17 protein-coding genes are annotated in these 23,738 nt (G+C 63.7%); 6 read left to right on the top strand and 11 right to left on the bottom strand.

Annotated elements, in window-relative coordinates; genetic code table 11:
- Genes AC1ROK_RS12615 through AC1ROK_RS12605 form a run of 3 tightly spaced genes read left to right on the top strand, consistent with a single transcriptional unit; the run spans window position 1 to window position 4,418 of the window.
- Window positions 1–1,458 carry an O-antigen ligase family protein gene (locus tag AC1ROK_RS12615; RefSeq protein WP_492847314.1) on the top strand — a complete coding sequence of 486 codons (1,458 nt, stop codon included), beginning with the start codon at window positions 1–3 and terminating at the stop codon, window positions 1,456–1,458.
- Window positions 1,455–2,273, top strand: coding sequence for a metallophosphoesterase family protein (locus tag AC1ROK_RS12610; RefSeq protein WP_492847312.1), 819 nt, complete (start codon window positions 1,455–1,457; stop codon window positions 2,271–2,273). Before AC1ROK_RS12615 ends, AC1ROK_RS12610 begins: the two co-directional genes overlap by 4 nt.
- Before the next feature lie 15 nt (window positions 2,274–2,288).
- Window positions 2,289–4,418, top strand: coding sequence for a GumC family protein (locus AC1ROK_RS12605; protein WP_492847310.1), 2,130 nt, complete (start codon window positions 2,289–2,291; stop codon window positions 4,416–4,418).
- Between the two features lie 73 nt (window positions 4,419–4,491).
- Here the strand turns inward: AC1ROK_RS12605 and AC1ROK_RS12600 are convergent, their stop codons facing one another.
- The 8 genes from AC1ROK_RS12600 to AC1ROK_RS12565 all read right to left on the bottom strand — a co-directional run bounded on the left by AC1ROK_RS12600 (window position 4,492) and on the right by AC1ROK_RS12565 (window position 17,758).
- Window positions 4,492–6,756 carry an SEL1-like repeat protein gene (locus AC1ROK_RS12600; RefSeq protein WP_492847308.1) on the bottom strand — a complete coding sequence of 755 codons (2,265 nt, stop codon included), beginning with the start codon at window positions 6,754–6,756 and terminating at the stop codon, window positions 4,492–4,494.
- A 108-nt stretch (window positions 6,757–6,864) separates the two neighbouring features.
- Window positions 6,865–8,076 carry an O-antigen ligase family protein gene (locus tag AC1ROK_RS12595; RefSeq protein ID WP_492847306.1) on the bottom strand — a complete coding sequence of 404 codons (1,212 nt, stop codon included), beginning with the start codon at window positions 8,074–8,076 and terminating at the stop codon, window positions 6,865–6,867.
- Window positions 8,073–9,083, bottom strand: a complete 1,011-nt coding sequence (locus tag AC1ROK_RS12590; RefSeq protein WP_492847304.1) for a glycosyltransferase family 2 protein — start codon at window positions 9,081–9,083, stop codon at window positions 8,073–8,075. Before AC1ROK_RS12590 ends, AC1ROK_RS12595 begins: the two co-directional genes overlap by 4 nt.
- 148 nt (window positions 9,084–9,231) lie before the next feature.
- Window positions 9,232–10,515, bottom strand: coding sequence for a glycosyltransferase family 4 protein (locus AC1ROK_RS12585; RefSeq protein ID WP_492847302.1), 1,284 nt, complete (start codon window positions 10,513–10,515; stop codon window positions 9,232–9,234).
- Window positions 10,512–11,837 carry a lipopolysaccharide biosynthesis protein gene (locus AC1ROK_RS12580; RefSeq protein WP_492847300.1) on the bottom strand — a complete coding sequence of 442 codons (1,326 nt, stop codon included), beginning with the start codon at window positions 11,835–11,837 and terminating at the stop codon, window positions 10,512–10,514. Before AC1ROK_RS12580 ends, AC1ROK_RS12585 begins: the two co-directional genes overlap by 4 nt.
- Window positions 11,838–11,842: 5 nt before the next feature.
- Complete coding sequence (locus AC1ROK_RS12575; protein ID WP_492847298.1) at window positions 11,843–12,643, bottom strand: WecB/TagA/CpsF family glycosyltransferase; 801 nt, start codon at window positions 12,641–12,643, stop codon at window positions 11,843–11,845.
- Window positions 12,640–13,713: an NAD-dependent epimerase/dehydratase family protein gene (locus AC1ROK_RS12570; protein ID WP_492847296.1), complete on the bottom strand. Its 1,074-nt coding sequence runs from the start codon at window positions 13,711–13,713 to the stop codon at window positions 12,640–12,642. Before AC1ROK_RS12570 ends, AC1ROK_RS12575 begins: the two co-directional genes overlap by 4 nt.
- 298 nt (window positions 13,714–14,011) lie before the next feature.
- The gene (locus AC1ROK_RS12565; protein ID WP_492847294.1) at window positions 14,012–17,758 is read right to left on the bottom strand and encodes a tetratricopeptide repeat protein; all 3,747 of its coding nucleotides are present in this window, start codon (window positions 17,756–17,758) and stop codon (window positions 14,012–14,014) included.
- Window positions 17,759–17,988: 230 nt separating this feature from the next.
- Here AC1ROK_RS12565 and AC1ROK_RS12560 point away from each other — a divergent pair, with 230 nt between their 5' ends.
- From AC1ROK_RS12560 to AC1ROK_RS12550, 3 genes are all read left to right on the top strand, one after another.
- Entirely contained in the window at window positions 17,989–18,942 is a 954-nt protein-coding gene (locus tag AC1ROK_RS12560) for a UDP-glucuronic acid decarboxylase family protein (protein WP_492847292.1), read from the top strand.
- A 2-nt stretch (window positions 18,943–18,944) separates the two neighbouring features.
- Window positions 18,945–19,916, top strand: coding sequence for a UDP-glucose 4-epimerase GalE (galE, locus tag AC1ROK_RS12555; protein WP_492847290.1), 972 nt, complete (start codon window positions 18,945–18,947; stop codon window positions 19,914–19,916).
- Between the two features lie 61 nt (window positions 19,917–19,977).
- Window positions 19,978–20,805: an inositol monophosphatase family protein gene (locus AC1ROK_RS12550; protein ID WP_492847287.1), complete on the top strand. Its 828-nt coding sequence runs from the start codon at window positions 19,978–19,980 to the stop codon at window positions 20,803–20,805.
- A gap of 223 nt (window positions 20,806–21,028) precedes the next feature.
- Here AC1ROK_RS12550 and AC1ROK_RS12545 read toward each other — a convergent pair whose 3' ends face one another.
- From AC1ROK_RS12545 to AC1ROK_RS12535, 3 genes are read right to left on the bottom strand one after another with little or no spacing between them, the layout of a single operon-like run.
- Window positions 21,029–21,862, bottom strand: coding sequence for a glycerophosphodiester phosphodiesterase (locus tag AC1ROK_RS12545; RefSeq protein WP_492847285.1), 834 nt, complete (start codon window positions 21,860–21,862; stop codon window positions 21,029–21,031).
- Between the two features lie 4 nt (window positions 21,863–21,866).
- Window positions 21,867–22,904, bottom strand: coding sequence for an ABC transporter ATP-binding protein (locus AC1ROK_RS12540; protein ID WP_492847283.1), 1,038 nt, complete (start codon window positions 22,902–22,904; stop codon window positions 21,867–21,869).
- An 11-nt stretch (window positions 22,905–22,915) separates the two neighbouring features.
- Window positions 22,916–23,737 (bottom strand): ABC transporter permease, encoded by an 822-nt coding sequence (locus tag AC1ROK_RS12535; RefSeq protein WP_492847280.1) that lies wholly within the window; start codon window positions 23,735–23,737, stop codon window positions 22,916–22,918.
- Window position 23,738: the final 1 nt, after the last annotated feature.

The raw sequence follows: 23,738 nt of genomic DNA, 5'->3' as shown, positions 1-23,738 counted from the left end.
ATGTCGGGAATTGAAGTCACCGCCACACGCCCGTCCTCCCGTGGCGCACGCCTCGAAGCCGGTGTGAGAACCAGTCGGCAGTCGGGGCTCAACGACCTGCTTGCCCGGGTGATCCTGGTTATTGCGGCGCTGGCGCCGATTCCACTGGGGAGCAACCGGCCTTTCTTCTGGGCAGTCAATGCGCTGGTCATCGGATTGGTCGGCCTCGTCTACGTCGCGACCCTGCGGGGCGCCCGCGAACCATTCCGCATCGGCCTTGGCCGCCTGTGGCCCTCGGCTGCCCTCTATGCGGCGGTGGCGATCTACCTCGTCCTCCAGGCGCTGCCGCTCGGCCAACTGGCGCCTGGCGGTTTCGCGGTGTCGGAGCTGCCGGCTGTTCCTACCGGCGCCGGCATCCCCCTGGCCGCCGATGCGATCAGCCTCTCGCCCAACTCGACTTGGCTGATGCTGATGCGCTGGGTGACGTGTGGCGTGCTGTTTCTGCTCGTCCTGCAGGTCGGAACGCGGGCGCACCGTCGGGATTTGATGCTGAACGTCATTGTCGCGATCGTCGCCAGCTATGCGATTTTCGGCCTCGCCTCACTGCTGCAGTTCGGCGACACGCTCCTGAGCATGCCGAAATGGGCTTATGAGGGCAGCGCCACAGGCACCTTCGTCAATCGCAACTCCTTTGCGACCTTCCTCAGCTTCGGTGCAGTGGTGACCGTCACGATGCTGGCGGGCAGTTTTGTGCGTCAGGACGAGGGCGATGAGGTCGGGGACGATCGGCGGCTGCGGGTCGACCCGATTGTGTTTGTCTACCTTCTGGCGCTGGCTGCAATCGTCGCCGCACTGCTCGCCACCGAGTCTCGCATGGGCGCATTTGCCGGTGCCATGGGATGCCTGAGCGTCGTGCTCCTTACCCAGCGACGCCTGCGTTGGCGCCGCGGCTGGTACCTGCTCTGGGTCCCGGCGGCGCTGGCTGTCCTCGGCGCCGCGGTCTACTTCTACGGACAGGGCCTGGTGGAGCGCCTCGGCTCCCAGGCGGAGGCGGCCGACGTTCGTCTCGATCTCTATGTTCAGGTGATCGAGATGATCCGTGCCCGGCCGTTGTTGGGGTATGGGGGAGGGGCGTTTGAGCAGGCCTTCCAATTGTTCCACCACCTGCCGGTAAGCCCGGATCTGGTGTGGGATCGCGCCCACAACACGTACCTCGCCCTCTGGGCCGAGCTGGGCCTGGTAGTCGGGTCTATCCCAATTCTGCTGGTTGGCACGGCCGCAGTCCGGCTGGCCTGGAACAGTTCCCGTGCCGGCTCGGGTTGGACGGGGCGGGTCGCCGCGACTGGCGCAGTCGTCGTAGCCGCAACCCACTCGCTTGCTGACTTCAGCCTCGAGATTCAGGCCAACACCATTCTGTTCGTTATTCTGCTCGGCGTCGGCACCGCCGCCAGGATGAGCAGACGGAACGCGCATTCATGATGCGCGCCATGGCTGCCCTGTTTGGCAACCGCCAACCTCCGCATTCGGGGGGTAGGCAACGGCTGAGTGCCGACATCCGCCCGGCCGTCGTCTACGCGATCGGCGACGTGCACGGTTGCCTCCGTGAGTTGCGCCAGCTCGAGCAGTTGATTCAAGCCGATGCCGCTGCGGTCGAAGGCGAGAGGTGGATCGTGCTGCTCGGCGATTACATCGACCGCGGGCCCGAGTCGGCGCGGGTGATTGACCACCTGCTTGCGCCACCGCCGGATGGTTTCCGCCGCTTCACGCTGGCCGGAAACCACGAGCAGATGCTGCTCGACTTTCTTGCGTCGCCTCGCCGTCACACCGACTGGCTTGCCTATGGAGGGCTGGAGACCCTGGCATCCTACGGCATCGATGCGCGGGATGGCTTGATAGGAGCCGCAGCGGCGGCAACGGCGCTCGAAGCGCGCATGCCGCGATCGCATCTCGAGTGGTTGCGCCAGTTGCCGGTCAGCCTTGAGCTCCCCGGCTTTGTATTCGTCCACGCCGGCCTTCGGCCGGGGCAGCCATTGGCTGAGCAGGACGAGAACGACCTGCTGTGGATCCGCGAACCCTTTCTTGATGTTCCCGGTGCTCCCGGCATCGTCGTTGTGCACGGCCACACTCCGGAAACCGAGCCAGTGCTAAGATCGTGGCGCGTCGGGATCGACACTGCCGCGTTTGCGACCGGCAGGCTGACGTCTGCCCGCATAGATGCCGGGGGCAGGATCAGTTTTCTTGCCAGCCGCCCTGCTAACCCATTGGCCGCCCCGATAGCGCCAGGAACCGACTGAGGATATCGCCAGGCGATGGAAGAGACCGATTTCGAACTTCGCCGAGTGGTCGGGTTGCTGCAACGGCAGCTGCGCCTGATCCTCATCACGCTCGTCGTGGGCCTTGGTGGCACGGCGCTCGTGGTGTTTTCGCTTACCCCGATCTACCAGGCCTCGGCGTTGGTCGAGGTGAAGCCGCGCGATCGCAACCTGCTTGATCCGAGCGGCGATTTCGACACCGGTGCCAGTGATATGACCCGCATCGCCAGCGAGCTCGAAATCATGCGCTCCGACGCCATGATGCTTGGCGTCATCAAGAAGGAGGCACTGGTCTCAGACGCCGAGTTCGGGCCCCGGATCGGGTTGCTTGATCGCATTATGGCCTTCCTGCAGATCCGCCAACCCACGCTGCCCGACGGCGACGCAGCCCTGCGCCGCGTGCTGCAAAACTTCGAGCGCGCCTCTGGCGTCAGTCAGGTGGGATTGTCGAGTATCGTTTCCATGTCGGTCAGATCCGCCGATCGCAACCGTGCCGCGCAGATCGCCAACTCCTGGGCTCAGACCTACATCGACGCGCAGGTTTCCGCCAAGATCGACAGCACTCTCAACGCCCGCAACATCCTGCAGGCGCGACTCGGGCAGGCACGCGCCGCTATGGTTGCCGCCGAACAGTCGCTGGACACCTACATCGACAGCAACCTCGCCCGCATCGTTGGCGAGACAGGTCGAGCCGATGTGGCCGACCTCGGCGGCAACCTGCATGATCTGCTCGCCGAAAAGAACGTGCTGTCCGGCCGCTTCAGTCAGGCCGAGGTCGGCCTGCGCCAGAAGAACTGGGAGCTGTTGACCAACACCCTCCAATCAGACGCGCTGCGCGAACTCGAGCGGCAGCGCGAACAGGTGGCGGCAACTCTCGAGAAAGCTGCCGAGGGCCCTGCAGTCAACCTGCGCGCCGAGCTGGCCGGCATCGAGGAACGGTTGGGGCGAGTTGCCGACGAGGCGGTCGCGGACCTTCGTCGTGCTGTTTCCGACAATCAATCGCGCGAAACCGACCTTCGTCAGCGCCTGCGTACGGCGGTGTTGTCGAGTTCGCTGCCGGCCGACATGTTGGGTGAGATCTTCGAGATGCAGCAGGGCGCCGAGCTTGGTCGGCAGCAGTACCAGACGCTGATGTCGCGCACCCAGGACCTCGATGCACAGGCAACGCTGCAGATCGCCGACAGCCGCATCATCTCGCCTGCGCTGGCGCCGGAACAACCGGCGTTCCCCAATACATTGCTCTCCCTCGCCGGCGCCGGCATCATTTCGCTGGCCTTAGGGATTGGCTTGGCCTTCCTCCGTGAAAACCTCGTCGGCGGGCTCCTGACCGAGGACCAGACTGAAGCCGTGCTGAAAATCCCTGTCGCGGCCGCGGCGCCACGGCTTCGCAGTCCAGCGCAGGGCTCGCTGGCCGACCTGATACTCACCTCGCCCCTATCCCAGCTGCCTGAGGCCATCCGCCGAATTCGTGTCACCATCGATCAGCGGCTGCGGCGTTTCGGCGTACAGGCGGAAGGGCAGACCGGCGCTATCGTCGTGATGGTGACCTCGTCCACCGCCAGCGAGGGCAAAAGCACCGTCGCCCTGTCATTGGCGCGTGCATATGGGGCCTCGCACAAGAATGTATGCCTCATCGACTGCGACCTGCGTCGCCCGAGCATCGAGGCCATGGCGGGGCTGCCGTCGTCGGACCGCCTCGTCAAGTACTTGTCGGAAGAACAGCCGGTCATTGGCACTGCCGAACTGGTGGTCCGTGACAAGCAACCGGGCGTGTACATTATCGGTGCGGGGGAGCGGGCGGACGTCCCGACGGATCACCTGATCGGTGGCCCCAACTTTGCCCGCCTGCTGACCCAGGCACGCGCCCGGTTCGACGTCGTCATCCTGGATACGCCGCCGGTGGGACCGGTCGCCGACGGCCTTTACCTGGTCGGCTATGCCGATCTCATCCTGTTTGTCGTGATGTCGGGTCGCACCTCCCAGACGGAGGCCCGCCTTGCGCTGGCCCACCTGCGAGCCGCCCGCCGCGGCGACGAACCGGTTCTGGCCGTACTCAATGGCCAGGAACGCGCCAGCGCCCGGTACAAGAGCAGCTACGGGTACTCGTACTACTCGGACGCCTCCTAGGCCCTTCAGCGCCTACCCGCACGCGCTGCCCCCACGATGGGCGGAGGTCCTCGCGCCTGGTATCTGCTGCCTATCAGTCGCAGTCGGCATAGGCCGTGTCAGCGCAAAGCCGCGCTAGGCGTTGCGCCTCCAGCAGTTCCTCCGAGGTCATCGAGGTTGCCACCAGGTCGCGTTTTCGCAGCGCTTCGGCTGCCCGTTCCGGCGACATGTGGGCGCCCGCCAAGTTGAGCCACTTGTGCGACTGAATCAGGTTCTGCTCAAGCCCGCGCCCGCCAAACAACATCCAACCGAGTGCGAGCTGCGCCTCGGCGTTGGCCTTGAGAGCCGATTGCCGATAGAGCGCCACCGCGCGGTTGAGATCGCGTTCGACACCCTTGCCGGTCGCCAACATGTCTGCCAACGCCAGCGCCGCGCCGGCATCTCCCTGGTCCGCCGCCGCCCCATACCAATACGCCGCCTGTTGCGGGTTCGCAGTAAGTCCGGTTCCCGATACGAAGGCATCGGCCAGCGCCACCTGCGCCTTGGCGTAGCCTGCGCGAGCTGCCTTCTCGTACCACGAGGCGGCGAGGGCCTTGTCCTGCTGGGTTCCTTTGCCCGCGCTATACAGGCTCGCCAATTCGTACTGGGCCGCCGGGTATCCCTGGTCGGCGGCGAGTTCGAACCATCTGAACGCTTCCCCTGGTTCGGCAGACCCATCACAACCGTCCACATAGAGCTTGCCGAGGCGGAACCGGGCTTCTGGAATGGCCTGAACAGCAGCAGCAAGGAGCCAACGCGTGGCTCCACTGCAGTCCTTGGCCACGCCATCGCCATCGGCGAGCAGCTTACCCAATTCGGTCTGCGCCAGGGCGAGTCCCGCCTCGGCAGCGCCTTGGTACCATTGCGCCGCAGCGGCATGGTCACGATCCACGCCCAGCCCATCTCGATAGAGGTTGCCTAGGTTGAACTGTGCCACGGGCAGCTTCGTAGCCGCACGCCGGAACAAGTCCGCCGCCGCGACATGGTCCGCAACGCCGAGACTGCCGTTCCGGTAGAGCACGCCGAGGTCGTTGGCGGCCTGGGGCATATCCTGGACGGCAGCTTTGCGGAACCAGTCGGCTGCGGTTTTTGGGTTGCGGTCAAGCCCGATGCCGTCGAGGTAGCGCTTGCCCATCTCATATTGAGCCCCAGCGTCGCCCTGTTCCGCGGCCGCCAGATACCAGCGGGCGGCCAACTGATCGTCCCGGCTTACCATCTCACCGTCGGAATAGAGGCTGGCAAGTCGCAACTGGGCGCGCAGATCGCCGGCCTCCGCCCCTTGCTCGTAGTTGCCCACCGCCTTGTCGAGGTCCTGCAGCCCGCGTGCCGTCTCGAACATCTGGCCGACCTCGAAATACGCTCCCTTCTGGCCCTGCTGAGCCGCCGCCTCGAACAACTCGGCAGCCCTGCCGAAGTCCTGCGGCACGCCGACCCCGTCTCGATAGAGCCGGGCGAGCCCTAGCTTGGCGCCCGCATTATTGGCGTCAACCGCGCTGCGTAACCAGGCGGCCAACTGGGCTGGGTCTACATCGACGGTCGTCCCGTTGATCAGCAGGTCGCTCAAAGCAACCATCGCGCGAGCATCACCGCCTTCAGCCGCACGCCGATACCATAGCGCCGCCGCCTGCAGATCCTTGTCGACGCCACTACCTTTCTGGAGTGCAGCCCCGAGGAAGTACTGGCCTCCGACGTTTCCCTGCTCCGCAGCAAGCCTGTACCATTTGACAGCCGCGACAGGGTCGGCGACGGTCCCGGCGCCTGCCTCGAGCCGCCACCCAACACTAGCTTCGGCTACAGGGTCGCCGAGTTTTGCCGCTTGCATATACCACTTGAAGGCCTCTGCGGCGTCAGGAGCGACACCTTGGCCGGACTCGTACATCGAGCCCAGGGACAGCATGTGTGGCAAATACCCATTCTCGGCACCAGCGCGGATCCAAAGCACCGCCTCTGCGTGATCGGCAGGGACGCCCTCACCTTTCCAGTAGATCTCAGCAAGAGCAATCTGGGCGCTTAATACCTTCTGAGCAGCGGCGGCCTTGTACCAACGGATCGCCTCCTCGATAGACTGACTGACACCTTCTCCGTTCCGATAGCGATCGCCGAGAAAGGCCTGCGCTTCCGCATTGCCGGCATTTGCCGCCTCGATGGCGATGGCTACCGCGTTCGATACCGCTCCTGTTTCATATGCCTCAACGTAGTCAGCTGTGGCCGCCGTCGCTATGGGGGGCGCGAGCGTTGTCAGCGCGAAAGCAAGCAAGAGAGCATTGACGCCGCGGAGCGCAACGTTCGGAAAATGCGCATACGCTGATGAAGCGCTCATGACAGGACCGATTGGTAGGTGGCTAGGGTGATCGGATAGGCAAGCATAACCCTCAGGAGAATGGGAAGGCTCATCACCCACTTTGCTGTGAAAGGTATGTCGGGCTGGTTACGAATTGGGGCGACCCCGGTTGGTCCTTCGTTCGTAGTCTTCATCGAGCACCTCCGGTTCCTTTCCGGGTGCTTGCATCAGGGCGATCAACAGGACGAGCTGGGGCAGCATATACTGGTTCTCCAACCACGCATTGAAGGATAGACCGAAGGCGGCAACGATACCCAATACTGACACTATGGCTGTGTGTGTCGAGCGCATTGGACTCCAGAATACACCGATTGCGAACACCGCGGCACTTGGAATGCCAAGACGGAATGCAATATCGAATAGGGAATGATGGTTGGAAACGATATGGACCGCATCGAGGTCATTCAGGAGTGGGTGCCGGTAGAGGTAGGGGAAGTTGATGGGGCGGTAGGGGCCGCCAAACCCGAGTCCAAAGGCCGGCGACTGTTCAAGTAGGTGGCTTGCTCCGCGAACGAACTCGGCGCGAATGCCTGTGTTGTGATCGAACGCATAAACCTGGATCAACGTCTGGGGGTCGACCCAGAGGTAAAAGGCAATTGGCATTATCAGGATCAACGCCACCGCCAGGAGCGTGAGCCGCCGGGGCAGAGGTACCCAATATGCTACAAGGATGACGGCAAGCAGCATCGCGACGCTGGAGCGTCCGGTCGTGAATAGACCAACCGCGCCAAAACACGCGATGATCGCGTAATGCAGCAGCCGCGATCTGCGTTGGCCACGAAGAAACAGCCCTGCCAGCAACGCCAGCAGGGTGATACTGAGATCGTTCTGGTTTTCTCCCTCTCCGAGGCCGCTGAGATAACCGGAATAGACGACTGTGGCGATCCCTGCCGCAATCAGGAATGCCCGGGACGACAGGACACTCGCCCAGTTGCATCCCTGTGCGATCTTGATGAAGGCGTAGTAGTAGATCGTAAACTGGACGAGGTGATTGGATTGCGAGAGGACGAACCAGTTCAAGTCGCCGGCCAACAAGCGCAGTCCGAGCACCAAGCCGAACCAGCCGGAAAAGAACACAAGGAACGGGGAGAGCTTTGGCAGCTGGAGTGGGCGGTTGAGGAGAGCGACGATGCTCACAAGTCCAAGCGCCGCGAGCGTCACCTGCGTTGGTGCAAGTGCGTATGGCCAGAGGGTGAGGGTGAGAAGGCACGCAACATGCGTGCGCTCGCTGAGGCTCCTTGCCGCAAGCTTTGGATGGGTGCCCCTTGCCGAAGAGCTATCGCCGACAAGCTCGGTCACGGTACCTCTGCATTCGTTGCAGAACGCGGCAGGAGACCTTCAGGTGAAACAGTACGACGTCCATCGCCAAGCACGGCCGCGGCTGCCTTCTCCATGACGGCTTCGGCGAAAAAGACAGTTGTTGCCAAGGCCGACGTGAGGTGCTCCGACCCCGCGAGGCGCAGTGCAAAGTGCAAATGTGACATCGCACTTACGATGTCACGCGCTGACATGCGCGAGCTTTGGATGCGCAGATAAAGTTCTGCTACACCTTTGGCAAATATCCGTCGCTCGTCAGGTGGAAGAAAAGCCGGTGACTCGGGGTCGCGCGTTATGCTTAGGAAGAGCTCGCAGCTTCTTTGCAGTCGGTCGGTTCTTTCGGCGGCCTTTCCCGAGACGGAGTTGGGGTGAATGCGGTAGACCGCAAATGGCTCGGCGATTATGCAAGCGGCCGCGCCCTTAGTCGCACGAAGCAGAAACTCCCAGTCGGCATTCCAAATTCTTGCATCCGGCGCGGCGCTCTTTTCGACCAGGGAGCGGCGTAGCAGCATACCTGGGGTACGAAAGAATATCCTGGACAGCAGTCGCTTTCGAAATTTGCTTGCCGACATAATTTCATCGCGCACTGCAATCGGACGTAATTGCGCCAAGCCGCGCTCAATGCGGTAGTCATACACCGAGGTCACTGCAAATCCGATGTTGTTCGTGGTGGCCGCGTCCATGCGAGCGAAGTACCCCGGGAGCAGCCAGTCATCTGCATCGAGGTTGACAATGTACTCACCCGACGCCGCTGCCATTGCGCGCCCCCAAGTCGTGGGGTGACCCGAGTTGTCGGCGTTACGCATGTATCGGACGCGATCGCCGTAGCCGGCGGCGACCTCGGGCGTGTCATCGGTGCTCGCGTCGTCTAAAACTACTACCTCGACATCGTCCCGGTTCTGCAACAAAACACTGTCGATCGCGGTACCGAGCATGGCTCCATAGTTGTAGGCTGGGATCACCACACTATACCGGGGTCGGCCGCTCATCGATGTTGCTCCATTGTCCAGACCGCGTCTGTGCCGGCCGACGAAGGTGCGGGCCAGAGAGCGGCGGCAGTCAGTAGCGCCGCGGCAAGGGTGCCGCCGCCGACATCTTTTAGCTTGGCTGCGAATGCGTTCGCCATGCTGTGGCCCCTCAGGCCGATGTCTGAGTTGACGTGGCTGGACGCGTGTTGCTGGGCGACGGCAGACCGGAGCAGGCGATCGAATAGACTCGGCCAACGCGAGCCGACCAAGTTTGCTCCAGGGCCCATCGGCGAGCGGCCTTGCCCATCGCTATGCGGATGGACGCACTTGCTGTCAGATCCATGAGGCCCTGTGCCAGATCGCCGACCACCGCCGCCTCAGGGCGGTCGTTGGCCTCGACCACGATGCCGAAGCTCCGATCAACAAGTATGCCGGGAGCGCCCAACGCGAGGCAGACGATCGGTAGCCCGTTGGCTGCTGCCTCGTAGATCACGGTCGCACCGGCATCATGCAGGGAAGGGAACAGAAAGATGTCGTGGCTCGCGTACACGTCACCGATCTGCCGGTTGTCTACCCAATCAACCCAAAGGACGCTCTCCTCAATGCCGAGGTTTGTCGCCAGTTTCCTCCAGTGTCCCCGTTCAGGGCCACCGCCCACGATCGTCAGTCGTGCCTTCGGAAATCTCTCCGCAAGGTGAGCAAAGGCAGCTAGCCCCAGGTGCATTCCTTTCCAATAGAGATTCCTCCCGACATAAAGCACACGCGGCGCGTCGGGCGCCGGCAGGGTGCGCCCTGGTGCTTCATCCTCGCATTCGATACCGATCTCCCGCTCGAAGACGATCTTGGGGTGATACCGAAGCGGAACCAGCGCGGCGCACTCAGGAGTTCTCAGGACGACATACCGTGCCGTCGCGAAGGTGAGATGCATCAAGGGATCCAGTCGCACCATCCAATTGGACAGATCACGCAGACCATCGACGATCTTTCCGCGGATTGGGTAGCCTTTCCGCAGGAGCATGGGAGCACTTTCCCCGCCGCCGACTGGGCCAAAGACCAGCGGTACGCCAAGCAGTCCCAGGAAGGTCGGAAAGCGGATGCCGCCAAAAGTGATGTGATGGACCAGCTCGAAGCGCTCTGTCTTGTGCAGCCTTGCTGCGACGATGAGCGCGTGCAACTGCCACAGGTAGATGTAGACATACCCTAGAATCTTGCGAAAACCGCTCCAGCTGATCCAGGGGGCCAGGTCGAGGTAGACAAAGCGCATCGTACCGCTGTGCAATGGTATGTTGTTGCCGGCTTCGATCTCCTTCCGGTAGCAAGTGCGGGTAAGCACAGTGACTTCGTGCCCCAACTGCGCGGCCTCGACTGCCCAGTGCCAGCCGACGCTCGCCTCGGAGCTTTGAAGCGGCGAGCAGGCAAAGGCAGACATCAGGACCCGCTTGCGTTCGGTCATCCGGCAACCCTTTCCTTCCAGATACGAGCGCTTAGAAGTCCAAGCAGAATCGCCGCGACCAGCCTGACAATCAGCTGGCCGATTACCATCCCAATTTCCCCCCATTCCTGCACAATGGGAACGGAGATGAGGACCGCGAGGATCGCCGAAATAGCGAGGCTCGCCGCTATCGGTGCTGTTTTTTCCAGCGCGCGCAAAGGGAAGGTCGTTACTATGAATGCAACGTAGGGCACCCAGACGAGGCAAGTGCCGCGCATGACCCATGCATGCTCTTCGGCGCCCGGCCCAAGCATCAGCGCGAGAAGGGGCTCGGCAAACACCGCAAGGACGGCGAGCAACAGCACAATGCCGCCGGTGGCGATGCACGCGAGCCGGGCATACTCCCTCAAGGCCACGCTCCATCCCTGTTTCCTGACGGCTTGACCGATCTGTCGTGGAAAGATGTGCTCGAGCACCTGCACGAACGGATGAACCGTCCCTACGAGCGTTTGGCAAGCCCGGACGATGCCTACTGCCTCCATGCCCGCAACCAGCGAACCGGCGATCAGAAAGACGTTTTCGTGCAGCAGCTGCAGGAGCGCCGAGAGAGAGAGCCAGCGTCCGGCGGAAATGATACGCCGCGCCTGATGAGCGGACAGGAAGGGCAACGATCCGATCTTGGGCGCGAACAGCAGAGTCACGAACCCAAGAGCGACCGCATATGCCGCCGAGATCTGCAACATTGCTGAAGACGCAAGGTGCAACCCTTGCTCACCGGCTGTCCAAGCCAGCACAAGGGCCAACCCGGCAAATCGAAAGACGTCGAGGAGCCACACAAAGCGGATAGCGCCTGCGAATAGAGCCAATCTCCTGTACAGCTCATTCGCCGTATGTGCGCTCAGCATGGCCGCAAATGGCAGGACGAGCAGGTCACCGGTGCTACCGGTCGCGTACACCACCATTAACAGCGCGGCTAAGCCGCCGGTGACTGCCAACACCATGACGGCCGCCGTGCCGAGTAGCAGACGTCGCTCCTCTATACCCTTCGACGCCGCAATCGAAACCGCCGGCTGTACGGTAAGCGCCACGATCACGGCCGCGATGCTGAGCGCCGCCACGTAGTAGACTGTGAAATTTCCGAACTCGGCGAGCCCCAACAGCCGCACCAGCACCATTGTGACCAAGAAATTCGCGGCGCTGTTAAAGAGTTGGTTCCCGATGATCGACAGATTGGGCCCAATCGCTCCCGCCAATGCGCGAACTGACCACTGCTGGTAGTGCGACGGTGATGTCGGTTCGGTTGCAGGCGGGGAGTCCGCCGCTGTCGTCGGTGGCAGGTGCATATTACTCAACCGTAGCGCAGTTCCTGGCTCGGCGCCCGCTCTGCCTCTGGATGCAGTAAACCGAGTTTCTGCCTGGCGAGCAGCGTGAGGTAGAGCGGGTTCAGCAGCAGATAGCGCTTCCACAGCCGCCGTGGCTCCTGCAGCAGGCGGACCACCCACTCGAGACCGGCGGACTGTACCCACTGCGGGGCCCGTGACAACCGGCCCGCATAATAGTCATAGGCCGCCCCGACAGCGATTGTCGGACGTGCGAGCGCTTCTGCATGCTCGTAGGCGAACACTTCCTGCCTTGGGCAGCCCAGTCCCACCAGCACGATGTCGGCGCCCGAGGCACGAATCCGTTGGTCGAGCGCGCGGTTCTCGCTCTCGCTCAGCTGCCGGAAGGCCGAGGGCTCGGCGCCGGCAATGCGCAGGCTGGGAAACTCCACCGCCAGGCGCGCACGCATGGCGTCAAGCACTTCGGCACGGCTGCCGAAGAGAAAGATCGACAGTCCGAGGTCCGCCGCCCGCCTGAAGATCTCTACGGTCAGCTGCGGGCCGGTTACGCGGTCGGGCAGCACTTCACCGTGCAGCCACCGAAGCGCCCAACGCACCGGCTGCCCATCGGGCACGACAAGGCCGAAGCGATTGAGCCGGTAGCGATGCTCGGGGTCGAGCACGCCAGTCATCACCCCGTGCACGGCAAGGGCGCTGACCGCTAATGGGAGCCGGGCCTGGGCGGCTTCAATGACCTGGGCGGCGGCGCCTTCGTAGTCAACGACACTGATCCCGACGCCGAGAATGTCGCGCTTGCCCCGGTGGATCATGCGTCCATCAACCAGCGCCCGCGCCCCATCTCGTGGATGTCCTCTAACGTCGCCTCGAGGTCGTAGGTGAGCCGGTAGCCTGGATAGTCCGCTTCGAAGCGCGACATATCGCTGATCCACCACATGTGGTCACCAATCCGGTTCTGGTCCGAGTAGGTCACGTTGAGTTTGCGGCCCGCGATAGTCTGGCAAAGCTCTATCGCCTCGAGCATGGAGCAGTTGGCCGTGCGGCCGCCCCCGACATTGTAGACCTTGCCCGACCCCGGGGCCTGGGCGAACCGCCACAACGCCTGCACCAGATCGTGCGAGTGGATGTTGTCCCGCACCTGTTTGCCGCCATAGCCGTAGATTGTGTAGGGGCGACCGGTGACCGTGCATTTCATCAGGTAGGCGAGAAAGCCGTGGAGTTCCGTGCTCGAGTGGCCGCCACCGGTCAGGCAGCCGCCGCGGAAGCAGCCGGTCTTCATGCCGAAGTAGCGTCCGTATTCCTGCACCAGGGTATCAGCAGAGAGCTTGGAAACGCCGAACAAGCTGTGCGTCGACTGGTCGATGCTCATGTTCTCATCGATGCCGCGCGCGAAATACGGGTGCTCGGCAGCGACCTCCAGTCGGGTTTCATGCTCGACAAGAGGGAGCCGATTTGGCGTGTCGCCATACACCTTGTTGGTCGACATATAGAGGAAGGCCGCCTGCGGCGCGTGGTGGCGGGTCGCTTCGAGCATGTTGAGGGTGCCCAGCGCATTCACGCCGAAATCGGTGAAGGGTTCGCGAGCCGCCCAGTCATGCGAGGGCTGGGCCGCCGCGTGCAGCACCATCATCACGTCGCCGCCCAGCTCGGCAAACAACGCGTTCAGGCCATCCTGGTCCCGAACATCCACGTTGCGGTGCCGGTAGCCGCTATGCTGGCGGCGAAGTTCTTCCACTCGCCACGTGGTCGAGGCCTCCGGGCCGAAGAAGTAAGACCTCATGTCGTTGTCGATGCCGACAACGTCGAGGCCCTGTGCCACCAGAAACGTGACGGCTTCGGACCCAATCAGCCCGCCGGCGCCAGTAACGACTGCTATGCTCATGTAACTCGCGCTCGCTCGACTTCAGTACGATAAGTGGTGTCTCTTCCTGCGAGCCCGGCTGCAACTTCCTTCCGGCAGAGATCGCTAGCCTGAGGCAGGTCGATCCGCCGATCTAAGCTCACAACAGGGCCAACAAAAAGGCACTGCGGTAATTGTGACTCGCAACCGAGCGCGCGTGCACGCCTTTTGCGTCAGTATCGTGAATCAGCGGGTCCGACGAGGAAAGTCGTTCAGCAAGAAACGCGGCGCCGCAGGCAGTTAAACAAGCGCGCGAGGGTGCGGACGTCCTGGCGGGACGCTAGCGCAAGGCGGCTGTAATAACCTTGCTTGCCGCCTCCGACATGGGGCCGGCGAGGCAGGCTTCCTCTCTGCCCGCACTGGCGCAGAGCGACATTATCGCCTGGATGGTCCTCTTGGTGAGTTGCCCTGACGGGGCTTCCCCGACCAGCAGGCCTCGGTCCTGCAGTTCGGACTGCAGCAGAAAGACGTAGGCATTCTCATTCGAGCCTCGCATCTCAAGCAGCACGTCCGCCTTGCCGGCGGGCTCTAATGAGGCAAAGCCCTCGGCCAGACCTTCGGGCGACCTGGGCAGCCCGCTCGAGCCGACGGTCAGCATCAGCTTCTCGGCAATCGCCTCCTGTGCGGGCAGGGACGTTGCAATGGAATCGAACACGCGCTGCGCTTCTTTGGGCTGCGGGGGAAGTCCAGAGGCGCCCCGGCGATAGAGTTTGATCAATGCCAGCCCAGCCTCCGCGTCTCCCCTGCCGACCGCAACCTCCAGAACGGCCGCCGCAGCCGCCCCATCAGGTGGCGTCCCGCGGCCGGCGATCAGGGCCCCGGCCAGCAATGCCGCGGCGCCTCGGACGTTTGCTGAAGCAGCTTCTTTCAGCAACGCGATGCCAGGGTTCCGCACGGGCGCATCGATCTGTTGGTTGAGGTAACCATCCGCGAGGGCAAGTAGCGGCTGCGCATTGCCGGCCACGGCCGCACGAAGGAAATAGCCCGCTGCGCGCTGCGGGTCCTGCGGCACGACTTCTCCATCGCGGAACAGTCCGCCGAGGCGCACCAGCGATTGCACGTCGCCGGCATCCGCCGCACGGGACAGGTAAGTGATGCCGCGCGCTACATCCGCTGCGACATCTGTCCCGGTGACGAAGGCATCGCCCAGCTCCGCCAGAACGGCAGTTGGTGGCGCGGTCGTCGACAGATCATAGTAGCCGGCCGCGGCTTGCAGATCTCGCGGTACTAGGGCGCCCGAGAACAGCAGGTTCGCCAACCGCTCCGCAGCCTCCTGAGGGTGCGAGGGCAGGGCGGCCTCGTAGTAGCGCAAAGCCCGCTGCCCGTCGGCAGCAACGCCGCCTCCGTCCCGATAAGCGTCGCCGAAAGCCAGGTTCGCCTCATCGGGTACGCCCGAGGGCGCCAGTTCGTAATAGTGCTCCGCCTTCGCGACATCGCGATCGGTGCCTTCTCCGTGAAAGAAGATATCTCCGAGGCGATCGGCGGCCTCAGTCTGGCCGCGCTCGAGCGCCGCTTCGTAGAGCTTGCGGGCTTTCGGCTCGTCGCCTTGTCGATGTTGGAAATAGTCGGCGATCTCCAGCAGAGCTTCGTCCGGAATGCCGCCGGGAGAGCGTTCGTAGAGTTCGGCCGCCTTGCCGACATCCCTCGGCAGCAGCGATCCTGCAAAGTAGAGTTCTGCCATGCGGGCGGAAGCTTCGGCTACGCCGGCCTCGTCTGCCCGTGTGTAGTAGTCGAGCGCCTTCCGCCCATTCGGGGATCCGATGGCGCCGTCGCGGTAGACATCGCCCGCTGCCAGCAGCGCTTTGTCGGGGATCGACCCTGCGGCCTCGTAATATTGTGTCGCCTGCACGGGATCGGCCGGTAGCAGCTTGCCCTCGAAGTAAAGCTCGCCGAGCAGTTGGTTCGCCGCGACGTTGCCTGCTGCAACCGCCTTGCGATAGTATTGCGAGGCGCGCAAACCGTTCACTTCCACCCCGCCGCCGTCGCGATACGCGTTGCCGAGGGCAATCAGCGCATCTACCGGCGCGCCGGCTGGCGCCTGATCGAAATACTGTTCTGCCTTGGCGGGATCGCTTGGCCCCAGGGCTGCCGACAGGTAGAGGGCGCCGAGACGGCCGGCAGCATCTGCATTGCCTTCGCGGAGCGATCGTTCATAGAGTTTGACCGCCCGACCGAGCGCCCCCGCATCGTTGTGTGAAACGAGTGCATCTGCGATTGCCAGCAACGCACGCGAAGGTATCCCCGCAGCCGATTGTTCGTAGTAAGAGGTCGCCCGCAGCACGTCGGGTGCGCCGAGAGCACCATCAAAATACATGTTGCCCAGATGCTCGGCCGCTTCCGATATGCCGGCGCCGAGGGCCTTCTCGTAGAGCAGGGCAGCCGTCGCCGGCTCGCGTTCCTGCTGCAGTTCACCGGCGAGCAGGTACCCTCGAACCTCGCCAAGCTCGCCGGCACGCACAAAAGCCGCCGCCGCCTCGCCTTCGGCCTGTGGGTTGCCGGCAAGGGCAGCGCCAAGCTTGAGACCGGCAACGGCTACCCCACCGTTCAGGGCGCGCCGGTAGTACTCGAGGGCCGCGCTCCGATCGGCGGCAACGCCGATCCCCTCGAGACGGACATCGGCCAGGTTCAGCAGGGTCTGCGGCGGAACAGCCGCACCGGCCAATTGGTAGAACCGCTCGGCGGCCGCGACATCGCGTGCAACGACCTTGCCTTCGAAATAGATGTCACCCAGCCGAACCGCGGCTCCGTACTGCCCCGCCTGATAGGCACGCTGGTAAAGCCCGACGATCACCGATCCTTGCTGGTCGGCCCCGGCAAGAGCGGACATCGCTTCGGCGATCGTCAACGCTTGTTCCGTCGGCACGTCCTCTGGCTCGTACTGATAATATGCAGCCGCGCCGGCGATATCGCCCTGTTCGAGGAGATGTTGACCGATGCGCGCCGCCGCGCCCTCCGCTCCGAGCGCAAAGGCAGTGGCGTAGCTTTGCAGCGCCGCGCCCCCGTCCGGGGCTGCCTCGGGATGGGCAAAGTAGAGGTCGCCAAGCCGCAAACCGGCTGCAGCGTCGCCCTTTGCCAGGGCCTCCTGATACGCCTGCGCCGCAGCCGGCGCGTCGGAGTGTCCGTCGCGCTGCAGATCGCCGATGCGCAGCCAGGCTTCTGTGCTGCCCTTTGCGGCGGCCAACTGGTAGTTGGCGAGCGCCTCTTCCACGTCGGGGATACCTATCCCGCCGTCGCGGTACAGATCGCCCAGGGCCAGTGCGGCGCGGGGATTTGTGCTGGCCACGGCTCTCAGTGCCGCCACAGCGCCACCGGCATCGCCGGAAGCCAACTGCAGCAGGGCAAGCGCCACCACGGCCTCATCACTGCCCGCATCCACAGCCTGCTGCAGGTGAGATCTGGCCAGGCCAAGATCGCGGGGCACCAGTCGGCCTTCCCGATAGAGCTCGGCAAGTCGCAGGTGTGCTTCGGCGAGCCCGGCATCTGCCGCTTCCGTATAGCTCGCCGCCGCCATCGCGCCATCGTTCGCGATGACAAAGTAGTCGCCGAGCCGCAAAGCGGCCTCGACGGCGCCACGTGAACGGGCATCCTCATAATAGGCTGTGGCGGCCGCTTTGCTTGTCGCGTCGCCGATTGATCGTTTCAGATCCCCCAGCTTCAAGGCAGCCTGGGCGCTTCCGAGGTCGAAAGCCTGCAGGTAGGCGGCCTCGCTGCGTTTCAGATCGCGCTCGACAAGCACGCCGATGGCAAAGCTGTCGCCCGCCAGCATGGCGGCTTCGACGTCACCTTGTTGAACGGCGATCGCCTCGAGTGCGTCGAGGGCCGCGCATCGCGCTGCTGCATCCGCGCCCGCTGCCAAGGAGGCGGCCAGCTCCGGCACGGGCGGCAGCGGCTCGATGGCCGCTGCAGGCACGCATCGTGGGCGTAACACGCTGGGATCAGCCACTTCGGCGGCATGCGACAATGTCGCAAGCGTGACACCGACGACGATACCGACACCGACCACACGGCGTACCCAAGACTTTGCCATCGGACACCTGACCTACTCGCTGAACAGCAGCCTATCAGACCGCAATGCCAGTTCAACGTGTTGAGCGGAGGCTGTTGGCCTTGGGACCTGTCCGCCGGGATGATCGGCGGCGTGCATCACGGCCGATCACCGCTCGGCCGTTATCTATGCCGAATAGTTCCGCGGGCGCTCGCCCGGTGGATGTACTAAGCTTTTGCTGAGGCGATGATTTCTGTACTGGCGGAGGATCTATGAGAAACAGTTCTGTGCAGCGTGTGCTGGTCACCGGCGGCGCCGGGTTCCTGGGCAGTCACCTTTGCGATCGGCTTATTGCTGCCGGCCACGACGTCATTTGCGTCGACAACTTCTATACCGGCAGCAAGGACAATATCCGCCACCTCATCGGCAATCCGCGCTTTGAACTGCTCCGGCACGACGTCACGTTTCCGCTCTATGTCGAGGTCGATCGGATCTTCAATCTGGCCTGTCCAGCCTCGCCGATCCACTATCAACGTGACCCGGTGCAGACCACCAAGACCAGCGTGCACGGCGCCATCAATATGCTCGGCCTCGCCAAACGGCTCGGGGCTCGCATCCTTCAGGCGTCGACCAGCGAGGTTTATGGCGATCCCGAGGTTCACCCACAGACCGAGGATTACTGGGGCAAGGTCAACCCGATTGGCACCCGCGCCTGCTACGATGAAGGCAAGCGCTGCGCCGAGACGCTGTTCTTCGACTATCACCGCCAGCACCACCTCGAAATCAAGGTGATGCGCATCTTCAATACCTACGGCCCCCGTATGCAGCCCGACGATGGCCGGGTCGTCTCGAACTTCATCGTTCAGGCTCTAGAGGGCGAGCCGATCACCATCTATGGCGATGGCAACCAGACGCGCAGCTTTTGCTATGTCGACGACCTGATCGAGGGCATGCTGCGGCTGATGGAAACGGGCCCTGAGCTCCCTGGCCCGATCAACATCGGCAACCCCGGCGAGTTCACCATGCGGGAGCTGGCCGAGATGGTCGTTCGCCAGACCGGCAGCAAATCGCCGATCGTCTACATGCCCTTACCCTCGGACGATCCGCGCCAGCGTCGCCCTGACATTTCGCTGGCCCGCGAGAAGCTCGGCTGGGCACCGACCGTGGCGCTTGAAGAGGGGATGGCGCGAACCATCGATTATTTCCGCGCCGTGGTGGCGGCCTGAGCATGCGGGTCGCTGTCATCGGTGGCGCCGGCTATATCGGCAGTCACACCGCCAAGGCGCTCGCCCAGGCCGGTCACGAACCGGTGGTCGTCGACAACCTCTCGACCGGCCACCGGGAAGCGGTTCGATGGGGGCCGCTGCACGAGGTCGATATCCGCGACAGGGCGACCCTTGCCGCCGTTTTCGCCACCATTCGCCCTGCAGCGGTCATGCATTTTGCCGCCCTCGCCTATGTCGGGGACTCGATGCGCGATCCGCTCGCTTATTACGAAACCAACGTGGCGGGCACGCTCTCGCTGCTCGAGGCAATGCGGGCCGTTGATTGCTCGCGGATCGTCTTCTCCTCCTCCTGCGCCACCTACGGCATCCCCGACCGCCTGCCGATCACCGAGGCCACGCCGCAGCACCCGACCAACCCTTACGGCGAAACCAAGCTTGCCTGTGAGCGGCTGCTGCACTGGGCTGGCGTCGCTCACGACCTGCGGTGGATGGCGCTGCGCTACTTCAATGCTGCTGGTGCTGATCCGGATGGCGAGATCGGCGAGACGCACGAGCCGGAGCCGCACCTGATCCCTCTGGCGCTCCGCGCAGCCGCGGGCACCGGCACGCCGCTCAAGGTGATGGGCACTGACTATCCCACGCCGGACGGTACGGCCATGCGTGACTACGTGCACGTCTCCGACCTGGCGAGTGCTCACGTTCTGGCGCTTGAACATCTCGCCCGTGGTGGCGCTTCCCGGGCGGTCAACCTCGGGACCGGAACGCCTAGCAGCGTCCTTGAGGTGATGCACACCGTCCAAGCCGTCACCGGCCGTGCGGTGCCGCACGAAATGGCCGATCGTCGGCCCGGGGATCCGCCCGAACTCTGGGCCGACGCTGGCCTTGCCCGTTCGCTGCTCGGCTGGGCGCCACGCTATCCAGGGCTCGACCAGATGGTCGAAACAGCCTGGGCATGGGCCGCTGGAAAGCGCTGATTTTCCTGCATTCACACCTCGCTCGCGCTAAGCTCTCGCTCTATCCGAGCGAGTGATTCAAATGAGCATTTCCTACGACGCCATCCTTGCCGACATGGTCACTGTTGCGCGCGAGGCGGGAGCCCTGACGCTTGGCTATTTCAAGCGCTTCCGTCAGATCGAGATCGGCATCAAGGGACCGGCGGATTTCGTCTCCGATGCCGACAAGGAATCCGAGCTGCTGATCCGCAAGTTCCTGTTCGAACGCTATCCGGATTGGAGCTTTACCGGTGAGGAGTTCCCGCCCGTCGACAAGGCCGATCAGGAGTATCGCTGGCTGGTCGACCCGATCGACGGCACCACCAACTTCATCAACGGCATGCACTACACCATCTCGATCGCGCTCCGCCGCGGCAACGAGACGGTGGTCGGCGTGCTCTACAATCCGCCGGCCGACGAGATGTTCACTGCGATCGTGGGGCAGGGCAGCTTTCTCAACGGCGAGCGGCTCAAGGTCTCCGAGCAGGCCGATATCGGGCTGATGAACATCGGCACGGGCCTGCCGACGCCGGGCCTGTCGCTCTATCCCGGCGCCTACGAACGCCTCGACGCCATCCGCGCGCCGGTCGGCGCGGTGCGCATCGTCGGCAGTGCCGCCAATTCCTGCGCCTACGTCGCGATGGGTCGGCTCACCGGCTATTACGAGGAAACCGGCTTTACCGATACAGCGGCTGGCATCCTGTTCGTCCAGGAAGCCGGTGGCATCGTCACTGACTGGTGGGGCAGGGGGCCGGAATATTACGAGCAGACCGGCGCCATGATCGTCGCCAACAAGGCGACGCACGCCTACCTGATCGACAAGCTGAAGGATGTGCCGAAGAAGGAAACGAAGCACCCGAAGGGGGTGTGAGGTGCCGGCGCTCCCTCAAACTCGATGCTCATCTCCCCTTGGCGGGGAGAAAGCGAAAACTTGGGCTTAGCGCAGCTAAGTCCTTAGTTTTCGCCAGAGAGGGGGTGCGGAGCCATTGTGCCCTCCACGATCCCTCTCTTGCGATTTCCAGGACTTAGCAAACGCTAGACCCAAGAAATCGCTTTCTCTCCCGCAAGGGGAGAGATGACCGAGAGATCGAGGCTCAACCCAGCGCCGCCGCCACGCCCTCCGGATCGTCCGTGGTGATCTGATCCACTTTCAGTTCGAGCAGGCGCTCGATCACCGCCATCCCCTCGTCATCGGCCCGCCGCACCGTGTAGGCATCGATCCGCCGCCCATGCGCTTGGAACGCCCCGATGATGTCGAACCCGTCGCGGTCGGCCTCCAGCACCAGCCGATACTCGAGATAATCCAGCTCCGATTTCGGCGAAGCCGCCACCGCATCGGCAACGAACGTGGCGTAGTCGCGCGTCGCCATCAGCCGTTCCATCGCGCCCTTGTGGCAGGGGTCGTAGCCGATCCTCAGCCCTGGCGTGCTGTCGGTCAGCATCCGAACCGACTCCGCGTCGCCCGACGACAGGATGAAGTGTCGCGCCACCGGCTTGAGCGCTGCGGCGAAGTTGGCGATCACCCGCGGGTTGAGCGCCGCCGCATCTTCCTTGTAGTCGAGCTGCAATAACCCTTCCGGGTGCGCGCCGTCGCGCGCGATCAGCCCCGCCAGGTCCTCAAGCAGCATCACCTTGTCATCGATCGGCTGCCCGTCATTGTCCCTGAGATGCAAGCCGCGTAGCGTTTCCGCCGGGGTCTGCCGCACCAGCCCGCTGCCGGTCGTCTCGCGCTCCAGCGACAGGTTGTGCAGCACCGCCATGCCGTCATCGGCATGGATCACCAGATCCACCTCGACGCTGGCGCCGAGCTGCATTCCCTCAATGATCCGTCGACCGGTGAACACCGGATCGGAGCCTCTGCGGCGTCCACGGTGCCACTTGAAGAACGTGCGATGACCCTCGCGGGTCACCGAAATCGCGTCGGCCATAGTCTTAGTTGCTCCGGTGGATTGCCGCGTTGTCGCGATAGGCCGCAAACGCCCTCGGCTTCAGGTCAATCGGCTGGCCGTGCGACCAGTCCCGCGCCTCGCTGGTCATCGATTTGAGCCGCGTGCCATCGGGCAGCTCGATATCGACGATGGCATGGGTGCCGTAGTCGGTGACGCGGTGAATTTTGGCCATGCCGCCACCATTGGCCGAGACGATCTCGAGCGCCTCCGGCCGCACCGCCAGCGTCGCCGCGCCATCACCCACCGGCAGCGGCACAGTGAAGCCCGAATGAGTGAACGTGCCGTTGGCCACCGCGCCCTCCACCAGGTTCATCGTGCCGATGAACCCCGCGACGAACGGCGTCGCCGGTTCGCGATAGACCACGTCCGGCCGTGCCGCCTGCTCGGTCCGCCCATCGCGCATCACCACGATCCGGTCGGCCAAAGCCAGTGCCTCGTCCTGCCCGTGCGTCACAAACAGCGTGGTGATCTTCAGCCGCTGCTGGATGTCCCGAACCTCTTCGCGAAGTCGCTCGCGCAAGTGCTGGTCAAGACTCGCAAAAGGCTCGTCGAGCAGCAGGATTTTTGGCTCCAGCACCAGCGAGCGCGCCAGCGCCACGCGCTGCTGCTGCCCGCCCGACAGCTGGTTGGTGGCGCGATGGCCGTAGCCGGCGAGCCCCACCAACTCCAGCACCGCTTCGACCCTGCGCTTGATCTCGGCCTCCGGCAGCCGCCTGAGCTTCAGTCCGAACGCCAGGTTCTTGAACACGTTCATATGCGTCCACAACGCGTGGCTCTGGAACACCATGCCGGTCGGCCGCTTCTCGGGCGGCACGCGCGTCACGTCCTCACCGTCGATCGCCACGTGGCCGGATGTCGGCGTCTCGAAGCCACCGATCATCCTCAGCAGCGTCGATTTGCCGGAACCGGAGGGGCCGAGCAGGCACACCAGCTCGCCGTCGCCGACGGTCAGGCTGAAGCTGTCCACCGCCTTGGTGGCGCCGAAAGCCTTGGTCACATCTCTGATTTCGAGCACGGACATGCGAGAATTCCTTAACCGCCAAAGCCCTTGGCAAAACTGCCCGAACTGATGACGCGGCGCGCGAACAACAGCGCGATAAAGCTCGGCACCCAGAGCAGCACGGAAAGCACCGCGCCATACTGGATCACCGGCTGGTTGTTGATGAAGCTGATCATCAGCACCGGCAGGGTGCGGATCTGCGGCGCGCCGATCAGCCAGGCGCCCTCGGTCTCATAGAACGTGCCGACGAAGCTTAAGAGGATCGCGGCCGCGATAGTCGGTCCGGCTTGGGGCAAGGTGATCGACCAGAACACCCGGAACGGCCCGGCGCCGACGTCGCGCGCTGCTTCTTCCATCCTCCGGTCCACCGACTGGAACGCCGCCACGGGGATCCAGATCATGAACAGGAGCGTGCCCACCAGTTGGATCAGCACCACACCCCAGAACGTGCCGATCAGGTTGAGCTGCAGGAAGATGCCGGCGATGGCGACGAGCAGGCCGAACTTGGGGAAGGCGTGCCCGGCGAGGAACGAGAAGAACAGGATGCTGCGCCCCGGAAAATCCATCCGCGCGAAGGCATAGGCCGCCGGCAGGCAGATGATCGCCGAAAGCAGCGTCACCATGGTTGCTAGGCTGAGGCTCATGGTGATCGAACTCCACACGTCGGCTCGCGCCAGCGTCTGCTGCCAGAACTTGAGCCCGAACTCCTGCGGGATCACCGAGGGGTAGCGCCATACATTGGTGAAGGCCCAGGTCCCCACCACCAGCAGCGGGAAGACGATGACGATGGTCAGCGCCACCGCAAAGAAGATGCCGGTCCAGTCGATGCGTTTTTCAACCAGCTCGCGCGCCATC

Source organism: Devosia sp. GW821-FHT12F11 (assembly GCF_058806655.1).
The sequence above is the reverse complement of the archived record's forward strand: the minus strand, read 5'-3'. Positions and strand labels throughout refer to the sequence as shown.

Coding starts and splice junctions, on each gene's coding strand:
- AC1ROK_RS12615 (WP_492847314.1), top strand. CDS start 1: ATGTCGGGAATTGAAGTCACCGCCACACGCCCGTCCTCCCGTGGCGCA.
- AC1ROK_RS12610 (WP_492847312.1), top strand. CDS start 1,455: ATGATGCGCGCCATGGCTGCCCTGTTTGGCAACCGCCAACCTCCGCAT.
- AC1ROK_RS12605 (WP_492847310.1), top strand. CDS start 2,289: ATGGAAGAGACCGATTTCGAACTTCGCCGAGTGGTCGGGTTGCTGCAA.
- AC1ROK_RS12600 (WP_492847308.1), bottom strand. CDS start 6,756: ATGAGCGCTTCATCAGCGTATGCGCATTTTCCGAACGTTGCGCTCCGC.
- AC1ROK_RS12590 (WP_492847304.1), bottom strand. CDS start 9,083: ATGAGCGGCCGACCCCGGTATAGTGTGGTGATCCCAGCCTACAACTAT.
- AC1ROK_RS12585 (WP_492847302.1), bottom strand. CDS start 10,515: ATGACCGAACGCAAGCGGGTCCTGATGTCTGCCTTTGCCTGCTCGCCG.
- AC1ROK_RS12580 (WP_492847300.1), bottom strand. CDS start 11,837: ATGCACCTGCCACCGACGACAGCGGCGGACTCCCCGCCTGCAACCGAA.
- AC1ROK_RS12575 (WP_492847298.1), bottom strand. CDS start 12,643: ATGATCCACCGGGGCAAGCGCGACATTCTCGGCGTCGGGATCAGTGTC.
- AC1ROK_RS12570 (WP_492847296.1), bottom strand. CDS start 13,713: ATGAGCATAGCAGTCGTTACTGGCGCCGGCGGGCTGATTGGGTCCGAA.
- AC1ROK_RS12565 (WP_492847294.1), bottom strand. CDS start 17,758: ATGGCAAAGTCTTGGGTACGCCGTGTGGTCGGTGTCGGTATCGTCGTC.
- AC1ROK_RS12560 (WP_492847292.1), top strand. CDS start 17,989: ATGAGAAACAGTTCTGTGCAGCGTGTGCTGGTCACCGGCGGCGCCGGG.
- galE (WP_492847290.1), top strand. CDS start 18,945: ATGCGGGTCGCTGTCATCGGTGGCGCCGGCTATATCGGCAGTCACACC.
- AC1ROK_RS12550 (WP_492847287.1), top strand. CDS start 19,978: ATGAGCATTTCCTACGACGCCATCCTTGCCGACATGGTCACTGTTGCG.
- AC1ROK_RS12545 (WP_492847285.1), bottom strand. CDS start 21,862: ATGGCCGACGCGATTTCGGTGACCCGCGAGGGTCATCGCACGTTCTTC.
- AC1ROK_RS12540 (WP_492847283.1), bottom strand. CDS start 22,904: ATGTCCGTGCTCGAAATCAGAGATGTGACCAAGGCTTTCGGCGCCACC.
- AC1ROK_RS12535 (WP_492847280.1), bottom strand. CDS start 23,737: ATGGCGCGCGAGCTGGTTGAAAAACGCATCGACTGGACCGGCATCTTC.